Raw genomic sequence first — 23,286 nt, 5'->3', positions numbered from 1 at the left:
GAGGATTTGATGCCTGAAGCCTATATTTACGACCACGTGCGCACCCCGCGCGGCCGTGGCAAAAAGGACGGTGCCCTGCACGAAGTGCCAGCCGTCCGCCTGGCTGCCACCGCGCTGGAAGCAATCCGCGACCGCAACGGTATCGACACGAAAAAGGTTGATGACGTGGTTCTCGGCTGCGTCGATCCTGTCGGTGAAGCCGGCGGTGACATCGCCCGTGCAGCCGTATTTGCAGCAGACTACGATACATCGGTTCCGGGCATGCAGATCAACCGGTTCTGTGCTTCAGGCCTTGATGCCGTCAACATGGCCTCCGCTCAGGTCATGTCCGGCCAGCACAAGCTCGTCATCGCCGGAGGTGTTGAAAGCATGAGCCGTGTCGGCCTTGGCGCGTCTGGTGGCGCCTGGCCAATCGAGCCGCAGGTTGCCATTCCCTCCTACTTCATGCCACAGGGCGTTTCCGCTGACCTGATCGCAACCAAATACGGCTTTAGCCGTGACGATTGCGATGCCTATGCCGTGGAAAGCCAGAAGCGTGCGGGCAAGTCCTGGGAAGACGGCAAGTTCGACAAGTCAGTCGTTCCGGTCAAGGACATCAACGGCATCACGATCCTGGCCAAGGACGAGCACATGCGTCCGGAAACGGACATGCAGTCCCTCGCCTCGCTCAACCCGTCGTTTGAAATGATGGGTGCCATGGGCGGTTTCAACGCGGTTGGCATTCAGGCCCATCCGGAAGTGGAAAACGTCAAACACGTTCACCATGCAGGCAACTCCTCTGGGATCGTTGATGGCGCTGCGGCAGTGCTTATCGGCTCTTCGACAGCCGGCCGCTCCATCGGCATGAAGCCGCGCGCGCGCATCAAAGCCTTCGCAAATATCGGCTCCGAACCAGCGCTGATGCTGACCGGCCCGGTGGACGTGACCGAGAAGCTTTTGAAAAACGCCAAGATGGAGATGAAGGACATTGATCTCATCGAGATCAACGAAGCCTTTGCGTCCGTTGTGCTGCGCTACCAACAAGCGTTCGATCTTGATCCGGAAACGGTCAACGTCAACGGCGGTGCCATCGCACTTGGCCACCCGCTCGGCGCAACCGGTGCGATGATCCTCGGAACCGTTCTTGACGAACTGGAGCGCCGCGACCTCAACACCGCGCTGGTTACACTCTGCATCGGTGCCGGTATGGGCACCGCAACCATCATCGAGCGGGTCTGATAAAATGGTCGCCCGGCTCCATCCAGCGCGTGGCAATTCATCCCGCCGTCTATCCGACGGTGGATGCCGCAATGGATCTGGGCGACATGACCGTTATGACTTATTGGGCCGCGACCAGCGTTTCGCTAAACGTCACCTTGGGCATCGTCTCAAGCTCAGGCCGGGCGAAAAGGTAACCTTGCAGAAGGTTGATGCCGAAGTCTTTCAAGACATGCAATTCACCCTCGGTTTCAATGCCTTCCGCGAGCATGGAAATTCCGAGGTCATGGCAGATGGAGGCAACGCCCCGTACAATAGCGCGCTTGGTAAAATCACTGTCGATGTCTCGGACAAGACCCATATCAATCTTGACAATGTCGGGAGTGAAAGACGCCAAAAGGTTCAGGCCGGCGTAGCCAGCGCCGAAATCGTCGATCGCGGTCAAGAAACCCTGCCGCTGATATTCGGCGATGATGCCCTGCAAGTGAGCCGGGTCAGTGACGCGTTCGCTTTCGGTGAATTCGAAATTTATCCGGCGCAAGTCGAAACCGGTTTGGGCGGCGGCCACAAGAGTTGTTCTGATGCAGGCACGCGGCTCATACACCGCGTTCGGCATGAAGTTGATCGACAAGATGCAGTCAGAGGGCATAAGGCGTGCGGCCAACTCGATGGCTTTAACCCGGCATCGCTGATCGAAACTGTACTTTGTCTGATCAGTCACCCGGGAAAGAACAGTGGGAGCTGGTTCGCCGGATATCCCGCGGACCAAAGCTTCATAGCCCCAGATTTTTTGGGCATTGATGTCCACGATCGGTTGAAAGGCCATCGTGAAGTCAAAGTCGATTTCGTTCCCGCCCCTGCATCCGTCGCAAGACATGGCGTCCCCTTCCCGGCCGTACCGCAAATGTCTGGATCGAACACTAACGGGCGTGGACTTCCAAATCCTTACCCTGGGTACAAAAGCTTGAACATTCGCTCTTCTCATTGGGAAAGAGCGCACAAAAACGAAACAACCTTCCACTGATTAGGGAGAAACAGATGGATTATAAGAACTTCACGATCGAAACCGACGAAGACGGTATTGCCCTGATCACGTGGGACATGCCGGAGAAATCAATGAACGTCATCGACCTCAGCGTCATGGAAGAACTCGATGCAGTCGTTGATCAGGTTGTTGGCGATGAGGCCATAAAGGGCGCTGTCATCACATCTGGAAAGAACGCCTTTTCCGGTGGTGCAGATCTGACCATGCTGGAAGGCCTTTTGAAAGACTTCCACGTGCAGCGCGCGAAAGATCCCGAAGCAGCCGCCAAGGCGCTGTTTGAAGGTTCCCGCAAACTCACTCTCGTTTACCGGAAGCTGGAAACCTGCGGCAAGCCGTTTGTGGCAGCTGTGAACAGCACTTCCATGGGCGGTGGCACAGAGTTGGCGCTCGCTTGTCATGCGCGGGTTGTCGACGAAGACCTGAAAATGGGTCTGCCGGAAGTGAAGGTTGGCCTGTTCCCGGGTGCTGGTGGCACTCAGCGCGTCATGCGCATGGCCGATGGCCAGCAGGGCATGCAGTTCCTCTTGCAGGGCAAGACGCTGCGAGCACCTCAGGCAAAGCAGCTGAAGCTGGTCGATGAAGTGACACCGTCCAAGAAGCTGGTTGCCGCAGCCAAGAAAATGCTGAAAGCCGGTGTTGATCCGGTCAAGCCGTGGGACAAGAAAGGCTTCAAGCTGCCGAACGGCAAGGTTTATTCCCCGGCGGGCTTCCAGTTCTGGCCGGCTGCAAACGCGATCTACCGCCGCGAAACCTTCGACAACTACCCGGGCGCCCGTTATCTGCTGCATGCGGTCGTGGAAGGCCTGCAGCTGCCGATGGATCTCGCCCTTCAGGTTGAAAGCCGCTACTTCGCGAAGGTCCTCCAGACCCCGGAAGCGGCCAACATGATCCGCTCCCTTTTCGTCTCCATGCAGGAGCTGAACAAAGGCGCACGCCGCCCCATCGACCAACGCCCCAATAACATCAAAAAAGTTGGCATCCTCGGCGCGGGCTTTATGGGAGCGGGCATTGCCTATGTCACTGCGCAAGCAGGTATCAATGTGGTTCTGATTGACCGCGACCAGGAAGCTGCCGACAAAGGCAAGGCCCACACCGAAGACTTGCTGACCAAGGCGGTCAAGCGCGGCCGGTCCACGGAAGACAAAAAAGCCAAGGTTCTATCCCGCATTCAAGCGACCGCGGACTACGAGGAACTCGCCGATTGTGATCTCGTGATTGAGGCCGTCTTTGAAGATCGCGAGATCAAGAAGACAGTGACCGAAAAAGCCGAAGCGGTGATGAAGTCACGGGCAATCTATGCGTCCAACACCTCGACACTGCCGATCACGTCTTTGGCGCAAGCCTCAAAGCGTCCTAAAAACTTTATCGGTATCCACTTCTTCTCGCCTGTCGACAAGATGATGCTTGTCGAAGTGATCATGGGCAAACGGACGTCCGACCGGGCTCTTGCCATGGCACTCGACTACATCAAGGCCATCAAGAAGACCCCGATCGTCGTCAACGACAGCCGCGGTTTCTACACGTCGCGCGTTGTCATGACCTATATCCGCGAAGGCCTGATGATGCTGGCGGACGGCATTCCGGCGCCAATGATCGAAAACGCGGGCAAGATGGCCGGCATGCCGGTCGGTCCGCTGTCTCTCGGCGACGAAGTGGCACTGGACCTTGCCTGGAAGATCGTCTCGGCAACCCGCAAGGATCTCGGCGTCAAATACGTTGAAGGCCCGCTCGACAACATCCTGGAAGAGATGGTCGTCAAACGGGAACGCTTTGGCCGCAAGAACGGCAAGGGGTTCTATGACTACAACGGCAAGGAAAAGAGCCTGTGGCCGGGCATTCCGGACGTCGTTGGCCAACCGAAATCTGCCGACAGCTTTAACATCGAAGAACTCAAGCAGCGTCTGCTGGTCATGCAGGCCCTGGAAACGGCCCGGATCTTTGAGGAAAACTGCCTCACCGACGTGCGCGAGGCCGATGTCGGCTCGATCCTCGGCTTTGGGTTTGCCCCTTACACTGGCGGCACACTCAGCTACATCGACATGATGGGTACGACCGCATTTGTCGAACTGTGCAAGAAGTTCACACGCAAGTGGGGACCACGCTTCAAGCCAAACAAGCTGCTGCGTGAAATGGCCAAAAACAACGAAACCTTCTATGGCCGGTTCCCGCCCAAAGGCGAAGCGGCCGTCAAAGACGCTGCCTGATAAAAAGCAGCACTCTTGCACCTTTCAACGCCGCTTTTTCTGGAAAGCGGCGTTTTCTTTTCCGATCACATTCGTGTTTGCAAAATACGACGCTACTTGATCCCACATGCCGCCTCATGCAAAGTGGAGGTAAGAAAAAGACCTTAAGGTTTGCTTGGAGGGGAAATGCCGCTTGACGGAGAGTGGGCGCGCGCGGATGTGCTGCGTGTCTTGCGGGACGTCTGTCCAAACGACAGGTTGGACTGGGCTCATATCGCCAAAGTGTATAACTTTGACCTTCAGGCTCTGGATGATCCGCAGGGTATCGTTCCCATAACGGCTTGGCATGGCACCTTTGAATATGTCGCGAAATCTCTGAATGATGACGCGATCATGTTCGACATGTTCAACAAGCTGGATGTCGGCAGCTTTTCCATATTCGACTACGTTTTTGCCTGTGCGCCGTCTTTGCGTGATGCGTGTCAGGCCTGGGTCCGGTTCATCCAGATCCGAACGAACGCCTACCGGATCAAGTTCGAAGAAACTGAGACCGGGGCCTTTATCGAATGGCCCAGCCTGGAGGGACGCGGGGAGTGGCGGCAAAACATGTTTGCGCGGATAGGCTGGGCAGCCCGGCAGCTGGAACATGCGCTCGACATGAACGTCCCGCCAATACTCATTGAAATCGCAACCTACCCGCCAGAAAAGACATCCGCCTTTCAAAAGAAGTATCAGGGCCGCATCCAGTTTCGTGCGCCGACGAACCGGATCAGCTTACCAAAGGCGTTGCTCAACAGGCCTTTGCGGCGTCAGGATCCGCATCTCTACCAGATCATTTTGAAATCAGCGCTTCAGGAACTGGATGAATTCGGGCAGATGGTCTCTCCGATCTCACGCCTGGCAAACGAGATCGCTGCCAGCCTGTCTGAAGGTGGGGCTGCGTTGCCAAAGATCGCGGCGAAAATCGGTATGTCGCAACGGGCAATCCAGCGCCTTCTTGCAAAGGAAGGCACGACATACAGGCAATTGAACGAAGAGATCCGAAAATCCGCAGCAGAGCGGTATTTGCGCTCCACTGACCTTCCAATGAAGGAGATCGCTTTTCTCTTGGGCTTTTCTGAACTCAGTACTTTTTCACGAGCCGTTAAATTATGGTTTGGCGAGTCCCCAAGAAAGGTTCGGGAAAAACTCGCTGCCTGCCGGACAAGGAGTACGGAGGAAGACGACGAACTGGAAACAGCGCTTTCATCCGTTGCTTCTCCGGATCCCCTTGTGAAACCGAACTGATTAACCTGAATAATGCGCGCGCATCGGGCGCAGATCGGTACTTCTTGCGCAACCCATTGGTTATGCGCCTGCCATATTGGCGCCGTGGAGCACCTACGCCACATTGATGCCAGTTAAATTGGGTGATCGGATCCTTGAGTAGCCCACAGGTCAGTCGTTGCGCGGTGCCTCAGGAAAGACTTCGTCATTTTGGAGAATAAAGCGCGGCAGCAGATCGGGCTCCTGCTTACCGCGCCAAAACTTTCCCTTACCTGGAAACGCCTAATGGAGCTCCCGGCACTGGTGCGGACCGACGCCAATCGTCTCCGATCGGAGTGCATCGTCAATCCCCAGCTACGCCTGATTGCCTGTTGGGCTCCGCAGTCCTGTTAAAACACAGCTGCGATTATTGTCTTTCACAAACCGGCGTGGAAGCTGACCGCGTACGAGTGTGGGTGGGTTGTACACGCCCAAGTAAGTCTTCCAAGGTCATTGTTAGAGCAAAACACGTCTTTTGTCATTAGCTTGTTACGTACACATTTTTGCGATTTACGACACCACATATAGTTAACAGCGATCTGTTTTCGTTTGCAGTTTCGAGTTTTTCGATCGCATGTTTCATTCCAGCGAAAATGTTTACATTGAAAGACCTAATTTTGGTGCTTACGTCTATTTCGAGCAAAACTGCATTTTTTGGAGAACCAGATGTCCGACAATAACTTGAACCGTTTCATGGGAGGCTCCCCTGGGCAAGTTTTGTTGCGTCTGGTTTTCCTATCCTTTGTTGTCGGGATTATTCTCGCTGCGCTTAATCTGAACCCAATCGATCTTGTTCATATGGCCATCGAGTTTGTCGAGCGCCTGTGGAACATGGGCTTTCATGCGCTTGGACGTCTTGGCGGCTATCTTGCGGCGGGCGCCGTTGTCGTCATCCCGATATGGCTCCTGCTACGGCTGCTTGCAGTCGGGAAAAACAGATAGGCCCGGCGACACACTTTATGCGGGAAATTTAATTAATCGTTAACCATCCTGAAGAGACACTCTCACCTGTTTCATTCTGGATTGGTTTATGTCTTTTTTCTCGATCGTTTCGAACGCCAGCCAGCAGCAGTTTTCTTTGCGGCCTCAGACCAATGGCTCAGGCCTGCAGACGTCTGTCCGGTCAGCCGAAACGCTTTTGGACCAAATCGGCAACACGGCCTCGCCACTGACTGAAGAAGAACAAAAGGCAGCGCAGGGTCTCCTTCAGGATTTCAAGGACGCTGTTGAAACCAACATCAGCATGTCCCGGGCCCTACAAGACAACAAGGATGCGCTCCGAGAAGAACGTCTGGCCCGCATCGAAGCGCGGATTGAGCAACTGAAAGAGCTGCTCCGATTTGCAACACCGGAACAGGCCAAACGACTGCTCAAAGAGCTCAAGCAGATTTCGAAGGAATTCAGCAGTGCCGCTAACGGGCTCAAAAAGGCCGCCGGAGAATTGGGAGGCGGCTCAGGCAGTTCCCTGAGCGCGACGGCCAACGCTGTCAGCTCCGTGATTTCCAGTACACTCGGCAGCGCATCACAGCCTCCCACAGTGTCTAATCTGGGTGCCGTCGGTTCGAGCGCTGCCCAGGTCGCAACCGCAAAGCACCTCTCAGAACCCGCCGTCTCCAATCCGGATACTGGCACGCCATCTGAGTACACTGGGATAAAGGACGGGACCGCCACTGGGCGCGGATCCAAAACCCGGGTAGAACAGACCGAAGCGTTGAAATCCGGCGTCTTCGCCTATGCTGAACAGCAGGCCAAATCGGAAACTGCTCACAAGGACAGCCGCATCGCCGGAATGCGCGATGAACAAGATCGGTTGCGTAAGGTGGGCGATGATATCGAAATGCTGGCCAAATGGCTGGGAGCGCTTGCTGAAAAAGATGACGAAACCGAAGACGACCTCGACGACATCCGGGATGAATTGAAAGCTGGCCGGGATGACCTGAATGATCCCGAGCTCGTAGAAACATTAAGACCCAAGACCACTAAATTTGGAACGAGCGCAAGTCAGTTTCAAGAAACAGCTGCCACCGGGTCAAGTATCGACGTCACAACGCCCGTGGTCCAAACAGATATTGTGGTCTGACATCACCCCAAAACGCTTGTTCTCTCGGACCGCCTTTCGGCTTCCCAAACCGATAGCGCTGTTCTGTGCAAGGTCACATGACGATCGGCCAGCTCCTCAATGTCGGTTGAGTATCCACCGCCAAGAACACCGGCCAGCGGAATGCCAAGGCTGCGAACAGTTTCCATGACATAGCGGTCGCGCGCTTTCAGGCCATCTCGTGACAGGGCAAGGCGGCCCAGCCTGTCTTCAACATACGGATCAACACCCGCATTATAGAAGACAAGATCCCAAGCCTCTTGGCGAAGCAGATCAGGCAGAACTTCTTGGAGAGCCGTCAGGTAGGCGGCATCTTCCATTGCATCCGGTAGGGCAAGGTCAAGATGTGACGGCACCTTTCGAACCGGATAGTTTTTGGCCGAATGCATTGAAAACGTGAAGATATCCGGATCACCTGAAAAGATATCGGCGGTCCCGTCACCCTGATGCACGTCGAGATCAATTACCAATGCCTTTCGGATTGCACCATCAGCCTGCAGGACTTTCAAGGCAACTGCGACGTCATTGAAGACACAAAAGCCGGCACCATGTGCGCGCCGGGCGTGGTGGCTGCCGCCCGCCGTGTTGCAAGCAAGGCCGTGCTCCAGGGCAAGATAGCCGGTTAAAACCGAGCCTCCGGTTGCACACCGGGCCCGCAGCGCGATATCCGCGCGCATGGGAAAGCCGATTTCCCGGGCGATTTTTTCCGGTACTTCCGCATTGAAGACCTGGTCGACATAAACCGGATCATGTGCAAGAGCGACCCACTCGAACGGCGCGGGCCGAGGGCGGTAGAAGTCGCCGCTTCCAAGCAAACCTTCCGCACGGATAAGTTCGGCGACAGCGCGGAACTTGTCCATCGGAAACCGGTGGTTTGCAGGAAGGTCGGCACAATAGGCAGGGTGATGCACGATCGGAAGTGTCATTTGCTCAAATATAGACAAAACCGCTTGTCCGAAAAGCCATATGACCGCCATGCGCGTGCGTGCCCTTGACGCGCCCCCACTCCAAGGCGATGACTGCAGCTTGAATCGAAAGTGTTTGCATGTCCTCCCCAGCTTCCACCGAAAACGTCGCCCCAGCGGCTGACCTGACCGTGACCCATCGCGGTGTCCTTGCCATCGCGGTGCCGATGACGCTTGCCTATCTGTCGACACCGCTTCTTGGTGTTGTCGATATGGCTGTTATCGGCCGGCTCGGAGATGCTGCACTGATTGGCGGCATCGCGCTCGGCGGCATCATTTTCGACCTCGTCTTCACCACCTTCAACTTTCTGCGCTCTGGTACCACTGGCCTGACGGCCCAGGCGCTTGGCGCACGCGATGAGGCCGAAATTCGGGCGACTCTCCTGCGGGCTTTGGTGATTGCCGGGATCGGCGGTGCACTGGTGATCATATGCCAGATACCGCTGCTGATGGCGGGGCAATGGTTTCTTGGCGGCAGCGAGGACGTTCAGGTGGCAACGACCCGCTACTTCGAAATTCGCATCTACAGCGCGCCGTTCCTTCTTGCCAACTATGCGATCCTTGGCTGGTTCATCGGCCTTGGACGCGCTGGCACCGGGCTGATGGTGCAGCTGTTTTTGAACTGCCTCAACATTGCACTCAGCATCTGGTTCGTCATGGGGCTGGGTTGGAGTGTCGAAGGCGCCGCGCTCGCAACGGTTCTCAGCGAAGTTGCGACCACCATATTCGGCCTGACCATAATCCTGACACGCCCGCGACCAGGCACTTGGCCGAGCCCGCAGGTTGTGTTCGACAAACGTCTCTTGTTGCGGATGATGGCGCTAAACCGGGACATCATGATCAGGTCCTTTGCGCTGCTTTATGCATTCGCCTTCTTCATGGCCCGCTCTGCCGATCAAGGGGACGCGGTGCTTGCCGCCAATGCCGTCCTGCAAAAATTCACCATGATCGCGGCCTATTTCCTGGACGGCCTGGCGACAGCCTCAGAACAGCTGGCTGGATGGGCCGTTGGCGCTCGGAAACGCAAGGCCTTTGACAGGGCGTTGAAACTGACGGCGCTGTGGAGCTTTGCCATGGCAGCGCTTCTGTCCGTGTTTTTTGGCCTGTTCGGCCACATGATCATTGATCTTCTCACCACCAATGAAGACGTCCGGGCACTGTCCAGGATTTACCTAATCTGGGTGGTGATCGCGCCGCTTCTCGGGGTTCTCGCTTATCAGATGGACGGCATCTACATCGGCGCAACCTGGTCCGGAACCATGCGCAACATGATGCTGGTGTCGCTCGCCGTCTATATCGCCGCTTATTATGCGCTGTTTCCGTTGATGGGAAACCATGGTCTCTGGCTAGCAATTTCGATGTTTCTCGGACTGCGCGGCCTGACACTTTTGGCGGTTTGCCAGCGCCGCGCTGATGAAACCTTCTGCTAGCAGTCGCAGCGTTTACGGCTCTTTGGATGCCCAATCATCAACGCTGGCATCGCGAGCGGCCCGCAACGACGGCAATCCCTTTTCGTCAAGTTTGGCAGCGAGGCCTTTGAGGATTTCGTCGATCAGCGACGGCCCCTTGAAAACAAGAGCGGAATAGAGCTGGAGCAGATCAGCTCCGGCCTGGATCTTCTCCCAGGCAGTTTCTGCGCTGTCGATACCACCAACACCAATAATCGGGAGATCCGGTCCCGCCATCTTGCGTGCCTTTGCCAGCATAATGGTCGATCTTTGGAATAATGGACGGCCGGAAAGGCCCCCGGTCTCCTGGAAAGGCCCCTCGCCGCTCAAGCCTTCCCGCGAAATGGTGGTGTTGGAAACAATCAGGCCATCTACCTTTTTGTCCAAGACTTCTTCGACGATGTCCTGAAGGTCGCACTCGACAACATCCGGCGCAATCTTCAAGAGGACCGGCACCTGCCGGCCGATTTTCGCAGTTGCGTCATCGCGCGCAGCCATGACGCGGGTCAGCAAGTCTGCAAGCGCCGATCGTGCCTGCAAATCCCGCAAACCCGGCGTATTCGGCGAAGAAATATTCACCGTGAAGTATGAGGCAAATTCCGCGAATTCGTGGATACCGGCAACGTAATCCGCGTTCCGGTCTTCAGAATCCTTGTTTGCGCCGACATTGATGCCGACCACGCCAGGAGTTCCGTTCCGAGCTTTTAGACGGTCCCGCAGAGCAGCGTGCCCATCGTTGTTGAAGCCATACCGGTTAATGACCCCAAGATCGTTCGGCAACCGGAACACGCGTGGTTTTGGGTTGCCGGGTTGAGCGCGCGGCGTAACCGAACCTGCTTCCGTGTACCCAAACCCGAGCTTCAGCAGGGCATCCGGTACTTCACCGTTCTTGTCAAACCCGGCGGCCATGCCTAGAGGGTTCGGGAAAGTCAGATCCCAAAGGTTGACGGCGAGCCGGGCATCCACTGGGCTTGTCCTCGAAGGCACCAAACCAGATTTCAGGCCCAAAATTGTCACGCGGTGGGCTGCTTCCGCGTCCAGCAACTGAAGGCCCTTTTGGATTGCCGTTTCAAACACGTTCCCGCTCATACCGCCAGTTCCGGAAACACGTGCGCACCATCATCACCGAGAGGAAGATCCTTTACCCAAACCGCCGAAGCTGGATCGAGGTCGGAGTAGAGGTGCGGAAACAAGGCCCCGCCTCGCGACGGCTCCCATTTCAGGGTGCCGCCAAAGCTTGTGTCGTCGAACGCGACGATGAGCAAATCGTTCTGGCCGGCAAAATGCTTGGCAGCAGTTTCCCGGACCTGCTCAGCGCTGGAGAAATGAATGAAACCGTCAGCCAGATCCACAGGAGCTCCTTTAAACACGCCAGATTGTTCGGCTGCCTGCCACATGGTTTTGGGCACAATTTTGAAGATCGCTGTCATGCGCTGGTTTCGCTCCATGCGGGGTTGGGTCCATCGGAGTAATAAAAGTCCGTTGTCCGGGATAATTTCGGCGGACACTACTCATGCTCGTCGGAACAGACAAGCAGTGCACTCTTGTCTGTGCTGCCATTCTTGCTTTTTGACAGAAAAAACTGCACTCACCATACTCGGAAAAAAGGTATTTATTCCTGTTTGATTGGTGGTGGGAGACGGGCCCCGATGCTGTCGCACGCAAAAGTATGGGCTGCCATTGATGCATTGGCCTCTTACAACGAGATGACGCCGTCAGGCTTGGCGAAGAGAGCCGGACTGGATCCGACCACCTTTAACCGCTCGAAACGCTTTGCCGGTGATGGGCGTCCCCGGTGGCCATCGACCGAATCCCTTGCAAAGATCCTTGAGGCCACCGGCGAAAGCCTGAAAAGCTTTGCCGGGCGGGTGGAAGCTCCAGAACAAAGGCCGTCCACAACGCTGTCTGCGCTGCCGGTTGCTGGCTTTTCCAATGCGCATGAGGAAAACGCGTTCGACACCACGGGCCGCCCAACGGGGGAACACTGGGAAACAATTGTTTTTCCGACAGACCACACCCAGAACATTTTTGCCCTTGAGGTGTCTGGTGACGCCTTGCTGCCGCTTTATCGTGAAGGTGACCTGATTGTTGTTGCGCCGTCCGCTGCGGTCCGGCGCGGTGACCGGATCGTGTTAAAACCCTTAGAAGGCGGTCTTGCCGTCTACACGCTTTTGAAACGGACACCGAAAACCTTGCAGGTCCAGACAATCGGGGACAATCCGGAGAAGGCGGCGCTTCTCCACTCGGCAATTGAGTGGACAGCCCGTATCATCTGGGCGAGCCAATAACAGGGTTGAGATCCGGATATGAAAATCCGCTCACTTGTCGTCCCACTTGCAGTCGTCGGTGCTTTCGCCGGCGCGGTTGCGTGGCTCATAATCGCAGAACCGCCAGCTATACCTGAGCCGGAGACCATCTCTTCTCAAACTGAACCGGTTGTGGCGGCCAAACCTGATAATGATGCAGCTCCGGTTGCCCCAAGTGCGCCACCGCAGGATGAGCAAGCTACCGCGTCCCCGCCAGATGCCCTTCGGGATGTTTCACCGGACGGTGTGTCGGCACCTCAGGTCACCGGCAAACTTACCCGTGTCGGGCCGTCGGAACGGCTGCTCGAACTCCTGAACCCGCCGGTCGAACCAGTCCCGGATGGTCCGTTGGAACTGGTCCGCGTTGAAGTTCCGGATGCAGGACATCTGAAGTCCGTGCGCCTGACAGTGCGCCTCGCTCACATTGAATCGCTGGATCTGGAAGCCACCTGCAAGACAGAACTGGGTGCATCGTGGCCGTGCGGCATGCGGGCCAGAACCTTTCTACGAGGTCTCATCCGGCGCTTGAAAGTCAGCTGTATCAAACAAGAAGACCTGGCTCCTCAGGAAATCTCGGCAGTCTGCACCCGAGGTGCAATCGATCTGAGTTCGCAATTGGTCCGCTTTGGCTGGGCAACGCCGCTGGAAACTGCCCCAGATGAATTCAAGGAACTTGCAGAAGCGGCCAAAGCCAAGGAGATCGGCCAGTGGCAGACCGAGTGGTTGACAGATCTTCCGCAAGCAGATTGGGCTGAACCCAGCGCCCTCAACGAAATCGATCTGGAGCAACTCGCGCCAGACGTTGTTGATTGGAGCCTGCGGACACTCACAGACGGCACGACAACGAACTCTGGCAACACAGATACTCAGCCTCAGGTTGAGTGAGCAGAAAGAATATACCAGAATAACTCTTAGACATTGGACGATAGGTATTTGACCTAATGTTCACATATTCGATTATTAGAAATTCTTTTACGCAGCTCACGCTAGGTTAACGACGTTGATTATCTAGCAGCGCGAAAGTTTTAGCAAAAATGTCGATGCCGAAGCCCGTAAAGCCTTCCGAAACAACGAATCTCAGCAAGTTCATCGACTTTATGACACCGAAGGGCAGCAACACGCATGCGTCAAAGAAGGTCTGGAAAGATCTCCAACCTGCAATGCCCGACATGCTGGACCGGTTCTACAATGACATGCTCGCAAACGAAGAGCTGCGGGCGAAAATGGGATCGAACGCAGCCAACACAAAGCCCTTGAAAAACGCCCAGAGCAAGCATTGGGACTACATTTTCAACAATGATCCCGATCTAGAATTCATTGGTCAGGCAGCGCGTATCGGTCAGGCTCATGTGCGGATCGGCTTGGAAGCAGAATGGTTGATGTCGGCCTTCGGCCGTATGTTGAATGAAGCCATCCCGGTGCTCATTCGCAAACACCGCTTCTCGCAAAGCGCGATGACCTCATCAATCCAGGAACTCGTAACCCGTTTCTTTCTGGACATGATCCTCGCTCAACGCGCCTTCGAAACCGAAAAACATCGGCTGGATGGCATTGAAGAACGGGAAACCACCGGTCTCCGCAATCTGCAGATAACGGCTGATAACATCGTTGAGCTCAACGAAATCGTTATGGCGATGGCTCTTTTGTCCCGAAACACACAAGAAGCGAATGTGAACGGGGAGTCCATTTCGGCAGCGGCCGATCAGCTGGTTGCTTCCATCGAGCAGATCTCGGAAAACAGTGAAGGCGCAGCACAGGAAGCTGCACAGACAAACGACGCGGCCAAAGACGGTCTCAACAAGATGTCTGCGGTATCCCAAGCGATTGGTGACATCTCCCGGACTTCACGCGAAACCTCGCAGAGCCTCTCAGACCTCAACACCGCAGCAAATCAGATCAGCGAGTTCCTCTCGGTCATCCAATCCATTGCTGACCAAACGAATTTGCTTGCACTCAATGCCACAATTGAAGCTGCGCGTGCAGGCGAGGCAGGCAAGGGTTTTGCCGTGGTCGCCTCTGAGGTCAAGACGCTGGCTGCGCAGACAGGGAAAGCAACCGAGGACATTGCACAGCGCATCGATGCGCTCACTGCAGGCATGGCAACGATCCAAACCGCGATCCAGGGATCAGAAGGCGCCGTTCAAAACGGTGAAAGCGCGATCGCATCTGCCAACGAAATTATGCAATCGATAGACATGATGGTCGGCAATGTTTCGGAACGCGCGACCCAGATCACGGATATTTTGCGTCAGCAAAAGGAAGCCAGCCACGAGATCGCAAGGAACGTATCAAACGTCGCTGAATCCAATCGCAACACCGACATGCAGCTCGGCGAGATGCAAACCACGCTTCAGCATTGCAATACCCACTTCAGTGACAATGCCAAACGTTTCTTCGACGCAGACAGTGACCGATCATTGGTGGAAATGGCTCGGATTGACCATGTTCTGTTCAAAAAACGGGTCGTCGATACCGTCACCGGCCATGACGATTGGGGATCTTCTGTAATGCCTGATCATCATCACTGCCGTCTTGGAAAGTGGTACGACGGCATCAAGAACGACCGCGTCCGGAACCACCCGGCTTTCAAGGCCCTCGTGGCCCCGCACAAGGATGTGCACGATGCGGGACATAGGGCACTCTTGGCCGCGGAAGAAGGCCGGAGGCAGGATGCGTTCGACGCGCTCAAAGACCTGGACACATCCAGCAATGCCGTTTTGGACAAGTTGGTTCTGCTGGCCAAAGCAATGGAAAATGAGCTCCAGGACGCCGAGGCCAGGCGATCTCCACGAAAGGATACGACTACGGTTACCCAAGCCCAGGTCGATGGCAAAACACAGACTATCGAAATTGAAAATGTCTCCCGCACAGGCGCGGCACTGAAGGGACTGATCGGCGCTGAAAAGGGCATGACTGTGAGCGTGATGATCGATGATCAGGAACGCCTTGGACATGTTGTCTGGACTGATGCCGGGATGACCGGCATTCAATTCTTCGACGATGCAGACTGAGTCCAAATAAACCAACCGAACGACGGCAACGTAAGCTGGTCACCAGATGAGGAGACCAGCATGCGGATGATTGCGATTTGTGGGATGGCGTTGGCGCTGTCGAGCCCGGCTCTAGCGGACCTCGATGTCCGGTTCGATGAGGGGGCGCCAAAAGACCGGTTCACAATTTCTGCGGCTGGCGGCTGCGACCTTGGCCCGATGACCGTGACGATCGACCTTCAGCCCTCCCCGTTCGGTCTCATCTTTGACACGACGTCAAGCGGCGCCGGTGTTCAGGTATTTCAGCCGTTCGAAATCACGGATGGCCGAGAGCAACTGACTGCAATTCCGTCCGTAAAAGACGGCGACAACAGCATCCAACTGACTGTCAAAAGCCTTGGAAAATCACAGAAAATCTCCTTCACGATCGACGTCGACGACACCGTGCAAAACCGCGAGATCACGGTATCAGATGCTGAAATCACCGGCGCAAAGGTCGTTGCGCTCCGGGACGGCCAACGGTCAGAGGCTGTTTTCGGGCCGAATGCAATGGCGATCGTCAAAATGAACGCCTGTGTGTCTTGAAAACAAAAAAGCCGATGACCGGCACACGGTCATCGGCTTTGTCTTCATAAGTCTGGCGCTCTAGTCCGCGATCGTTCCGGCGAGCGCCTTTGAAATCATGTCGCGGGTTTCGGAAATCCCGTAGAGCGCGACAAAAGATCCAAAACGCGGGCCTTTTTCCTGTCCCAACAGAAGCTGATAAAGCGCTGAGAACCAGGCAACGGACACGCCCGGTCCACCATCAGGTCCTTTTTTGTTGTGATCCTGGTAACGCTCGATCGCCCTTGCTACATCCAGAACCGCGTCCTGGATCGTTGCACCGTCGGCATCAGCCGGTAGAGCTGCGAGTTTCGCATCCAGTTGCTCAAGTGCCTGACGCTCAGTTTCATCCGGTGTCTTGAAGGACTTGTTCGGTTTCACAAAATCGTCGAAGTAACGAATTGCGTAGCCGACCAGCGCGTCAAGCTCCGGATGTGTCTCAGCTGTTACGCCTGGCGCATAGCGGGAAATGAAGGCCCAAAGCACATCCTTGCTGTCTGCGTTGGATGCGGATACCAGGTTGAGCAACATGGCAAACGGCACCGGCATGTCGATCTTAGGGATGTCGCCGGAGTGAATGTGCCATGCCGGGTTTTGCAGTTTCTGCTCAACCGGCATCTGTTCGTATTTCTGCGCGAACGTATAGTATTCGTCGACTGCCTTCGGGATCACATCGAAATACATCCGCTTCGCTGTCCGCGGTTTCTGGAACATGTAAAGCGCAAGGCTTTCCGTAGGCGCGTAGGTAAGCCATTCGTCGATGGACAAACCATTGCCTTTCGACTTGGAGATCTTCTCGCCCTTATCGTCCAAAAACAGCTCATAGACGTAATGCTCCGGCGGCGTTCCGCCGAGGACCTTACAGATCTTGTCGTAGACCGCCATGTTCGGACCGTGGTCCTTGCCGAACATTTCAAAGTCGACGTCAAGCGCTGCCCAGCGCGCGCCAAAGTCCGGCTTCCACTGAAGCTTCACGTTGCCGCCAGTGACCGGCACGGTCACGTCCTGGCCGTCTTCATCCTCAAAAGTGATGGTGCCGTCGTTGGCATTGACCTCTTTCATCGGGACATAGAGAACCCGGCCAGAGGTCGGCGAGATCGGAAGGAACGGCGAGTAGGTCGCCCGGCGCTCTTCGCCAAGCGTTGGCAACATCACATCCATCAGCTTTTGATAGCGTTCTGCAGCCCGCAGAAGAATGTCATCGAACTTGCCCGACTTGTAGTAGTCGGTCGCACTCGCGAACTCATAATCAAAGCCGAAGGTGTCTAGGAACCGCCGAAGCATGGCATTGTTATGATGTCCAAAGCTCTCATAGTCGCCGCCGAACGGGTTCGGCACGACAGTGAGCGGCATCTGCAAATACGGCTCCAGCGCGGCTCGGTCCGGCACGTTTTCAGGGATTTTCCGCATGCCGTCCATATCATCGGAGAAGCAGATCAACCGGGTTGGGATCTTGTCTTCGGTCAACAGACGGAACGCGGTGCGCACCATCGTCGTGCGGGCAACTTCACCGAAAGTACCGATATGCGGCAGCCCGGACGGGCCGTAACCTGTTTCGAACAGAACCGGTTTTTGCGGATCCCGCTTCTCGATCCGTTTGACCAGTTTTCGCGCTTCTTCGAACGGCCACGCTTTGGACTTGGTGGCCGCCTCGACAAACTCTTGCGAAAGGTCAAGCGGAGGCAGGGATTGATCGGTCATGTTCTTAAGGTCGTTTCAGTTGTTCTTGAGGGAAAAGCTGGCGAAACGGGTCATTCCCCGGGGTTGGCCAGCTTGATGCGGCGCGACACTAGAAAACAGCGGGGCCGCCGTCAATCAATTGTCAAAGGGAACATGCTTGAAGCAGCGGGTTTGAGCAGCTACATCGGGGCAACAGAAATGCCCATTGGTGGCCAAGGAGAATTGAAAAGTGTCAGGACAAGACCCGATCAGCATCGAGGAAGCTCTCATCTACGTGATGGTGATTGTCGCCGCCTCGGACAATTCCATGACCGACAATGAACTGGCAACGATCGGCGACATGATCAAGACACTGCCCGTCTTCAAGGATTACAACCCGAACAATGTCATTCCGGCAGCGCAGCGCTGCGGCGACATTCTGCAGGATGAAAATGGCCTGTCGCTGGTTCTTGAACTGGTCGGCGACATTCTGCCGTCAAAACTCTATGACACCGCCTATGCGCTGGCCGTTGAAGTCGCCGCAGCCGATCTGCACGTCGAAAAGGAAGAATTGCGGATCCTCCAGTTACTGCGCGATCGTTTCAGCCTGGACAAACTGACCGTCGCAGCAATTGAGCGCGGTGCCATCGCCCGCCACCGCACGGCCTGATCAGAGGTCGTTGATCCTTGCGTCCCATGCTTCGGCGCTGGATTTACTGGCTGACCGGATCCGTGTTTGGCGCGGTCATGCTGGTCCTCGGCCTGCAGGTCTTATCGGGTCTCGATGATTTTGACCTTTCGGCTTACGAGGCCAGGTCGGTTTCGTTTCGCCATCAGGACACACAAATCTCCGGGACCCTGCACCTGCCCGGCGTGCAGGACGCTCCTGTCATGCTGCTGGTCCATGGCGACGGACCGCAGGACCGGTACTCGGGCGGCGGATACCTGCCGCTCATAAAGGTCTTTCTGGAGAGTGGCATCGCCGTTTACTCCTGGGACAAGCCAGGCGTTGGCGACAGTCAAGGCGATTGGCTGGACCATTCCATGAGCGACAGAGCCGACCTTGCGAAGGCGGCCTTTCTTCAATTGAAAACACTTCCCGACCTGTCACTGTCTTCATTTGGCTTTCTGGGGTTCTCTCAGGCCGGATGGGTGCTGCCTCACCTTGCACAAGAAAACGAACCAACCGATTTTCTGGTGCTCGTTGGAGGTGCCGTCGATTGGCAACGCCAGGGGCAATATTACACACGGCAAAGACTGGCTGCCGACGGCGCTTCTGCAGAGGCAATCAAAAGCGAACTGGATCGCCAAGCCTCTCAGAACGAACAGTATCTGGGCCCAGAGGCGGCTTACGCCGATTACGTTGCCGCTCAAGACACAACCACTCCGATGCCCGAGGATCGGTTCCACTTCGTTAAAAAGAACTGGCGTTTAAACTCCACAGAAACGCTGAAGACCGCCGAAAAGCCAATGTTCATCATTCATGGCAGCGACGACCTGAACGTTGATCCCGACTATAATTCTCAGACCTACCGGCAAATTCTGGAAAACCAGCACCCATCCAACCGGTTTGAAATCATCGACGGCGCCAGTCATGGCTTGTTACGTTCTGATTTGTTCAATTACCAGCGCCCCGACCAAATACCTTTTTGGGTCGAGTGGGCCTTTTTGGCTTTGGGGCGTGAGGCCTTTACACCGGGAGCACTCGACCTTATCGCCAACTGGGTCCATGACCAGTCGCATTCCGCAAGCGTGACGGCGCGCTAGTTTGGGTCAAGGTTCAGGGTGCATTAAACAAACTCCGCCTGGCGACCCAAATCGTTCCAAATTGAATTAATAGCTTTACCCGCCCCTAACCGGGAGACCGCTAAGACCCGATCAGAGCCGAAAAGGCCAAGGGGCATCATGCGGAGATGGGGATGAACAAGCCTTCACAAGGCTATCAGGCGACTGTGCGCTATCCGTTAAGGCGCCATCAGCAGCAAGTCGCCCTTAGGCACCCCGCTCAAGCCCACCGCCCCAATCGGCAGGTTTCCCGCATCAAAGCTCAGAAGAAAGCCCACTGGGGTGTGCGGATGCTGATCGCCTTTGTTGGCTGGATCGTTGGCGTCACTGCAGTGTCGCTGGTGATGTTCGCCGAGTATCATTATCCGCTGGCCAAAAACCGGGACCCAGATCTTTTTGCGCTCGTCCTTGGCACCGGTTTTGCCGGACATGCGATCTATGCTGTCATGGCGATCCTGGCCGTTGCCCTGCTCACCGCGTTCAACCGACGGAAATGGATCTTGTGGGTCCTGATTGGTTTTGCGGGCGGCCTCTACAGTGTCTGAAAGCGCCGGAGCCCAACCTAGTTGAGGCTACGGATCGTATCGGGAAGGTCCAGCGAGAAGGCTGGCACTTCAACCTGGAAGGTCGTGCCGTCTGGACGCTCCATTTCGTATGATCCGGCCATGATCCCGGAATCGGTCGCAAGCGGGCAATAAGAGGAATACTCGTAGGTCTCGCCCGGCTCGATCACAGGCTGCTCACCAACCACACCTTCACCGCGCACCTCTTCCAGCCGGCCGAGCGCGTCCGTGATCATCCAATACCGGCTCTTGAGCTGTACAGGCTTGTCACCACCGTTGTGGATCTCAACAAGATAGGCCCAGATAAACTCCTGGTCTTCCGGTTTCGACTCATCGTCCAGATAATAGGGCTCTACGGAGACTTCGATATTGTCGGTTATGGCGCGGTAACTGCCAGACACGATTGTTCCTTTTATCATTCCGGCCGCGTGGCCGAGTTGCATGTGGCTTATAGGGCGATTGACGCAACCGTGAAAGAGTGTGGCTTGTGAAATCGGACCGGATTTCGCATTAACGCCCAAACAATCCTTCGTAAAGCCGCTTCTACATGTTTGATGCCCGCCTTCGACCAATGATCGATCCTCCCCTAAATGCAATCGGGGTACGGCTGGCCAACGCCGGCATCAGCGCCAACATGGTGACAGTGTCCGGTTTTTGCTTGGGGTTATTGGCTGCCGTCTCAATCGCTTTTGGATATTTCCTGGCAGGGTTTGTTCTAATCGCCCTCAACCGGCTGTTTGACGGATTGGATGGGGCGGTTGCGCGCGCCAGCCAGAAAACGGATCTTGGCGGCTATCTGGACATCACGCTCGACTTCTTTTTCTACGGTGCAATTCCACTCGCCTTTGCAATTCAGGCTCCAGAGACCAATGCGCTGCCTGCAGCGGCTCTGCTTGCAAGTTTTTATGCCAACGGCTCGGCGTTCCTTGCCTTTGCCATCATGGCGGAAAAACGCAAACTTTCGACCAACCACCAAGGGGCCAAGTCGCTCTACTACATTGGCGGCTTGGCGGAAGGCACCGAGACGATCGGCCTCTTCTTGCTGATGGCGCTCCTGCCAGCCTGGTTCCCTGTCCTTGCCTGGGCGTTTGCCGGCGTTTGCCTTGTGTCAGCCAGTGCTCGCGTCCTGATCGGTCTCCGCGCCTTGAAGGATCGCTGATTACCCTACCATACCACTCAGGTCCGGCCATTTAGGTCCAGGTGCTCTCGCAGAATTGCCAGAATGTTTGCGCAGCGCGTGACCGCGGAGCCTTGTCGATCCGGGCCAAGATAATCGACCTTGGCGCAGTTGGGGTGAGCGGCAAGAACTTCACGCCAACCGGCTCAGACGGTAGAGCCAGTTTTGCAATGATCGACACCCCAAGGCCGGCCTTGACCAGTGCCAGGATCGAATTCACCTGCAATATGGTGTGCGCCACATTCGGCGTCTGTCCGGCTGCTGCGAACCATTTCTCAACCAATGGCGCGCTCCCGCCTTTGGTCAGGATAAAGGGATCTTGGCAAAGGTCCTCCGCCCGCACCGTTGACCGTACCGCCAACGGATGATCGTCCCGAACCAGGGCGACCAGCTCGTCCGACACGAGCGGGAGAATGTCCAGATCCTCTTTATGCGGATCCGCCAAGATCGCCGCATCCACGCCGCCGTTGCGCAAAACCGTTTCAAGGTCTGCGTCCGGGAATTCCAGGATCTCAACGTCAATACCAGGAAATTTCCGGCCAAACGCGCCAAGTAGCCTTGGAAGAATATGAAAGGAGGCGGATGATCCAAAGGACCCGAGGCGGACGGTCCCGATCTTGTCCCGCCAGACATCCTCCAAATGACGGAGCGCTCTGTCTTGCAGAAGATCGGCCTGACGGGCAAATGCCGCCAAGGCTTGCCCTTCTTCGGTCAACCCGAGTGGCCGGGCCCCGCGAATGAGCAAATCCAGTCCAAACCGTTTTTCCAGCTGGGCAATGCCCTTGCTGACAGCCGGTTGAGATATGCCAAGGGCCCGAGCGGCTTCGGAAACACTTCCCGTTTCCTCGATGATCCGAAGAGCCCGGACCATTGCGAGAGGAAGATCCTGAGAATCTGACGACAAAATATAACCTCAAGTTATTTTCTTATGCCAAGATATATCTCTATTTGACCTTCCAGCACAATTACCGTCTGGACAACATCATGCCCCTAGAAACCTGGCTCGCCTTCGTCGCCGCCTCTCTCATCCTGACCATGACCCCGGGTCCCAGTATCCTATTGGGTATGGTTCATGCCTTGCAGTTCGGGACGAAACGCACGCTCTATACTGCCCTCGGAGACATCTCCGCCAACTTGATCCAGATGCTGCTGGTCGCAGCAGGCCTGGGCATCATCATCGCCAACTCGGCAGTCGCGTTTCAGGCCATCAAATGGGCAGGGGTCGGTGTGCTGATCTTTATGGCCGTCAAAATGTGGCGGTCAGCACCAACTCTATCTAACGCAGCAACACCAGATCGGTCGTCCCACCCGGCGCGGCTTTATGCGAGCGGCTTTGCGGTTGCGTTTGGCAACCCGAAGGCACTGGTCTTTTTCACCGCCTTCTTTCCGCAGTTCATAGATCCGACGGCGCCGGTACTGCCCCAGTTGTCGATCATGTGCCCAACCATGGCCGCACTCGATTTTGCGTTTGTGATGCTTTATGCGGCCGGTGCCAAACAGTGCCTCGGTTTCCTGAGACAACATCCAAGACTTCTGAACCGGATGGCGGGCGGCACCTTGCTGACGGCAGCCGGAATTCTGGCAACGACGCGTTAGATCAGGATGTCAGGGGCTGATCTCTTCAGCAATCAGCGGCAGCAATCCGGGAAAACGAGTATCGATCTCCTCCCTGCGCAATGCGGCGGCTCTGGAATTGCCCCGATCGACTTGCCGGATCAAGCCCGCTTCCCGCAACACCCGGAAATGGTGCGTCACTGTGGCCTTGCTGACCGGAAGCTGGAAGGAGGCACAGGTCCGCTCCGTACCCGTGTCCGCCCGGACCAATTCCCGGATCACGCGGCGCCGATGAGGATCTGCCAAGGCGGTGAGGACCTTTCCCAGGTCCAGATCGACCGGCTCCAGATTGTCGTCCTTCTCTCCCATCTCATCCCTCATGCACCACTAGATAGGTAAGGCTTGCAT

23 protein-coding genes are annotated in these 23,286 nt (G+C 56.0%); 15 read left to right on the top strand and 8 right to left on the bottom strand.

The features are described 5' to 3' along the window. Nucleotides 1-9: 9 nt before the first annotated feature. On the top strand, nucleotides 10-1,218 hold the full coding sequence (locus tag RBB44_RS04995; RefSeq protein WP_209172948.1) for an acetyl-CoA C-acetyltransferase: 1,209 nt from the start codon (nucleotides 10-12) through the stop codon (nucleotides 1,216-1,218). A gap of 100 nt (nucleotides 1,219-1,318) precedes the next feature. Here RBB44_RS04995 and RBB44_RS04990 read toward each other — a convergent pair whose 3' ends face one another. Then, complete coding sequence (locus RBB44_RS04990) at nucleotides 1,319-2,074, bottom strand: EAL domain-containing protein (protein ID WP_306149434.1); 756 nt, start codon at nucleotides 2,072-2,074, stop codon at nucleotides 1,319-1,321. A gap of 161 nt (nucleotides 2,075-2,235) precedes the next feature. Here RBB44_RS04990 and RBB44_RS04985 point away from each other — a divergent pair, with 161 nt between their 5' ends. The 4 genes from RBB44_RS04985 to RBB44_RS04970 all read left to right on the top strand — a co-directional run bounded on the left by RBB44_RS04985 (nucleotide 2,236) and on the right by RBB44_RS04970 (nucleotide 7,810). Next, a complete protein-coding gene (locus tag RBB44_RS04985) occupies nucleotides 2,236-4,446 on the top strand; it encodes a 3-hydroxyacyl-CoA dehydrogenase NAD-binding domain-containing protein (protein ID WP_306149435.1) in 2,211 nt (736 codons plus the stop codon). Nucleotides 4,447-4,611: 165 nt separating this feature from the next. Beyond that, nucleotides 4,612-5,712: an AraC family transcriptional regulator gene (locus RBB44_RS04980; RefSeq protein WP_306149436.1), complete on the top strand. Its 1,101-nt coding sequence runs from the start codon at nucleotides 4,612-4,614 to the stop codon at nucleotides 5,710-5,712. 684 nt (nucleotides 5,713-6,396) lie between these two features. After that, nucleotides 6,397-6,672: a DUF6460 domain-containing protein gene (locus tag RBB44_RS04975; protein ID WP_209172945.1), complete on the top strand. Its 276-nt coding sequence runs from the start codon at nucleotides 6,397-6,399 to the stop codon at nucleotides 6,670-6,672. An 88-nt stretch (nucleotides 6,673-6,760) separates the two neighbouring features. After that, nucleotides 6,761-7,810, top strand: coding sequence for a hypothetical protein (locus tag RBB44_RS04970; RefSeq protein WP_306149437.1), 1,050 nt, complete (start codon nucleotides 6,761-6,763; stop codon nucleotides 7,808-7,810). A 2-nt stretch (nucleotides 7,811-7,812) separates the two neighbouring features. Here the strand turns inward: RBB44_RS04970 and RBB44_RS04965 are convergent, their stop codons facing one another. Further along, nucleotides 7,813-8,754 carry a histone deacetylase gene (locus tag RBB44_RS04965; RefSeq protein WP_306149438.1) on the bottom strand — a complete coding sequence of 314 codons (942 nt, stop codon included), beginning with the start codon at nucleotides 8,752-8,754 and terminating at the stop codon, nucleotides 7,813-7,815. 119 nt (nucleotides 8,755-8,873) lie between these two features. Here RBB44_RS04965 and RBB44_RS04960 point away from each other — a divergent pair, with 119 nt between their 5' ends. Next, nucleotides 8,874-10,223, top strand: coding sequence for an MATE family efflux transporter (locus tag RBB44_RS04960; RefSeq protein ID WP_306149439.1), 1,350 nt, complete (start codon nucleotides 8,874-8,876; stop codon nucleotides 10,221-10,223). 12 nt (nucleotides 10,224-10,235) lie between these two features. On the opposite strand, the gene RBB44_RS04955 is transcribed toward RBB44_RS04960, so the two are convergent. After that, entirely contained in the window at nucleotides 10,236-11,330 is a 1,095-nt protein-coding gene (locus RBB44_RS04955; RefSeq protein ID WP_306149440.1) for a quinone-dependent dihydroorotate dehydrogenase, read from the bottom strand. Further along, the gene (locus RBB44_RS04950) at nucleotides 11,327-11,671 is read right to left on the bottom strand and encodes a DUF952 domain-containing protein (RefSeq protein ID WP_306149441.1); all 345 of its coding nucleotides are present in this window, start codon (nucleotides 11,669-11,671) and stop codon (nucleotides 11,327-11,329) included. Before RBB44_RS04950 ends, RBB44_RS04955 begins: the two co-directional genes overlap by 4 nt. Nucleotides 11,672-11,890: 219 nt before the next feature. Here RBB44_RS04950 and RBB44_RS04945 point away from each other — a divergent pair, with 219 nt between their 5' ends. The 4 genes from RBB44_RS04945 to RBB44_RS04930 all read left to right on the top strand — a co-directional run bounded on the left by RBB44_RS04945 (nucleotide 11,891) and on the right by RBB44_RS04930 (nucleotide 16,122). Next, the gene (locus RBB44_RS04945) at nucleotides 11,891-12,529 is read left to right on the top strand and encodes a helix-turn-helix transcriptional regulator (RefSeq protein ID WP_306149442.1); all 639 of its coding nucleotides are present in this window, start codon (nucleotides 11,891-11,893) and stop codon (nucleotides 12,527-12,529) included. Between the two features lie 18 nt (nucleotides 12,530-12,547). Then, on the top strand, nucleotides 12,548-13,432 hold the full coding sequence (locus RBB44_RS04940; protein WP_306149443.1) for a thermonuclease family protein: 885 nt from the start codon (nucleotides 12,548-12,550) through the stop codon (nucleotides 13,430-13,432). 155 nt (nucleotides 13,433-13,587) lie between these two features. After that, nucleotides 13,588-15,558 (top strand): methyl-accepting chemotaxis protein, encoded by a 1,971-nt coding sequence (locus tag RBB44_RS04935; protein WP_306149444.1) that lies wholly within the window; start codon nucleotides 13,588-13,590, stop codon nucleotides 15,556-15,558. A 60-nt stretch (nucleotides 15,559-15,618) separates the two neighbouring features. Beyond that, the gene (locus RBB44_RS04930) at nucleotides 15,619-16,122 is read left to right on the top strand and encodes an aggregation factor core (RefSeq protein ID WP_306149445.1); all 504 of its coding nucleotides are present in this window, start codon (nucleotides 15,619-15,621) and stop codon (nucleotides 16,120-16,122) included. A 60-nt stretch (nucleotides 16,123-16,182) separates the two neighbouring features. On the opposite strand, the gene RBB44_RS04925 is transcribed toward RBB44_RS04930, so the two are convergent. After that, nucleotides 16,183-17,841: a lysine--tRNA ligase gene (locus RBB44_RS04925; RefSeq protein ID WP_306149446.1), complete on the bottom strand. Its 1,659-nt coding sequence runs from the start codon at nucleotides 17,839-17,841 to the stop codon at nucleotides 16,183-16,185. Nucleotides 17,842-18,097: 256 nt separating this feature from the next. On the opposite strand from RBB44_RS04925, the gene RBB44_RS04920 reads away from it, so the two are divergent. From RBB44_RS04920 to RBB44_RS04910, 3 genes are all read left to right on the top strand, one after another. Next, complete coding sequence (locus tag RBB44_RS04920; RefSeq protein ID WP_209177786.1) at nucleotides 18,098-18,469, top strand: tellurite resistance TerB family protein; 372 nt, start codon at nucleotides 18,098-18,100, stop codon at nucleotides 18,467-18,469. A gap of 26 nt (nucleotides 18,470-18,495) precedes the next feature. Then, on the top strand, nucleotides 18,496-19,566 hold the full coding sequence (locus RBB44_RS04915) for a S9 family peptidase (RefSeq protein ID WP_306149588.1): 1,071 nt from the start codon (nucleotides 18,496-18,498) through the stop codon (nucleotides 19,564-19,566). A gap of 152 nt (nucleotides 19,567-19,718) precedes the next feature. Further along, nucleotides 19,719-20,129 (top strand): hypothetical protein, encoded by a 411-nt coding sequence (locus RBB44_RS04910; protein WP_306149447.1) that lies wholly within the window; start codon nucleotides 19,719-19,721, stop codon nucleotides 20,127-20,129. Between the two features lie 17 nt (nucleotides 20,130-20,146). Here the strand turns inward: RBB44_RS04910 and apaG are convergent, their stop codons facing one another. Then, the gene (gene apaG / locus RBB44_RS04905) at nucleotides 20,147-20,566 is read right to left on the bottom strand and encodes a Co2+/Mg2+ efflux protein ApaG (RefSeq protein WP_209172933.1); all 420 of its coding nucleotides are present in this window, start codon (nucleotides 20,564-20,566) and stop codon (nucleotides 20,147-20,149) included. Nucleotides 20,567-20,694: 128 nt separating this feature from the next. On the opposite strand from apaG, the gene RBB44_RS04900 reads away from it, so the two are divergent. Next, nucleotides 20,695-21,306: a CDP-alcohol phosphatidyltransferase family protein gene (locus tag RBB44_RS04900; protein ID WP_306149448.1), complete on the top strand. Its 612-nt coding sequence runs from the start codon at nucleotides 20,695-20,697 to the stop codon at nucleotides 21,304-21,306. Nucleotides 21,307-21,337: 31 nt separating this feature from the next. On the opposite strand, the gene RBB44_RS04895 is transcribed toward RBB44_RS04900, so the two are convergent. Beyond that, nucleotides 21,338-22,195 (bottom strand): LysR family transcriptional regulator, encoded by an 858-nt coding sequence (locus RBB44_RS04895; protein ID WP_306149449.1) that lies wholly within the window; start codon nucleotides 22,193-22,195, stop codon nucleotides 21,338-21,340. A gap of 113 nt (nucleotides 22,196-22,308) precedes the next feature. Between RBB44_RS04895 and RBB44_RS04890 the strand changes: the two genes are divergently transcribed. Next, the gene (locus RBB44_RS04890) at nucleotides 22,309-22,920 is read left to right on the top strand and encodes a LysE family translocator (protein ID WP_306149450.1); all 612 of its coding nucleotides are present in this window, start codon (nucleotides 22,309-22,311) and stop codon (nucleotides 22,918-22,920) included. Between the two features lie 9 nt (nucleotides 22,921-22,929). On the opposite strand, the gene RBB44_RS04885 is transcribed toward RBB44_RS04890, so the two are convergent. Then, a complete protein-coding gene (locus tag RBB44_RS04885) occupies nucleotides 22,930-23,247 on the bottom strand; it encodes a helix-turn-helix transcriptional regulator (RefSeq protein ID WP_133947941.1) in 318 nt (105 codons plus the stop codon). Between the last annotated feature and the right edge of the window lie 39 nt (nucleotides 23,248-23,286).

This window comes from Roseibium sp. MMSF_3247 (genome assembly GCF_030733765.1).
GTDB lineage: Bacteria > Pseudomonadota > Alphaproteobacteria > Rhizobiales > Stappiaceae > Roseibium.
Note: the sequence above shows the minus strand (reverse complement) of the source record. Positions and strands in the feature narration are given on the sequence as shown.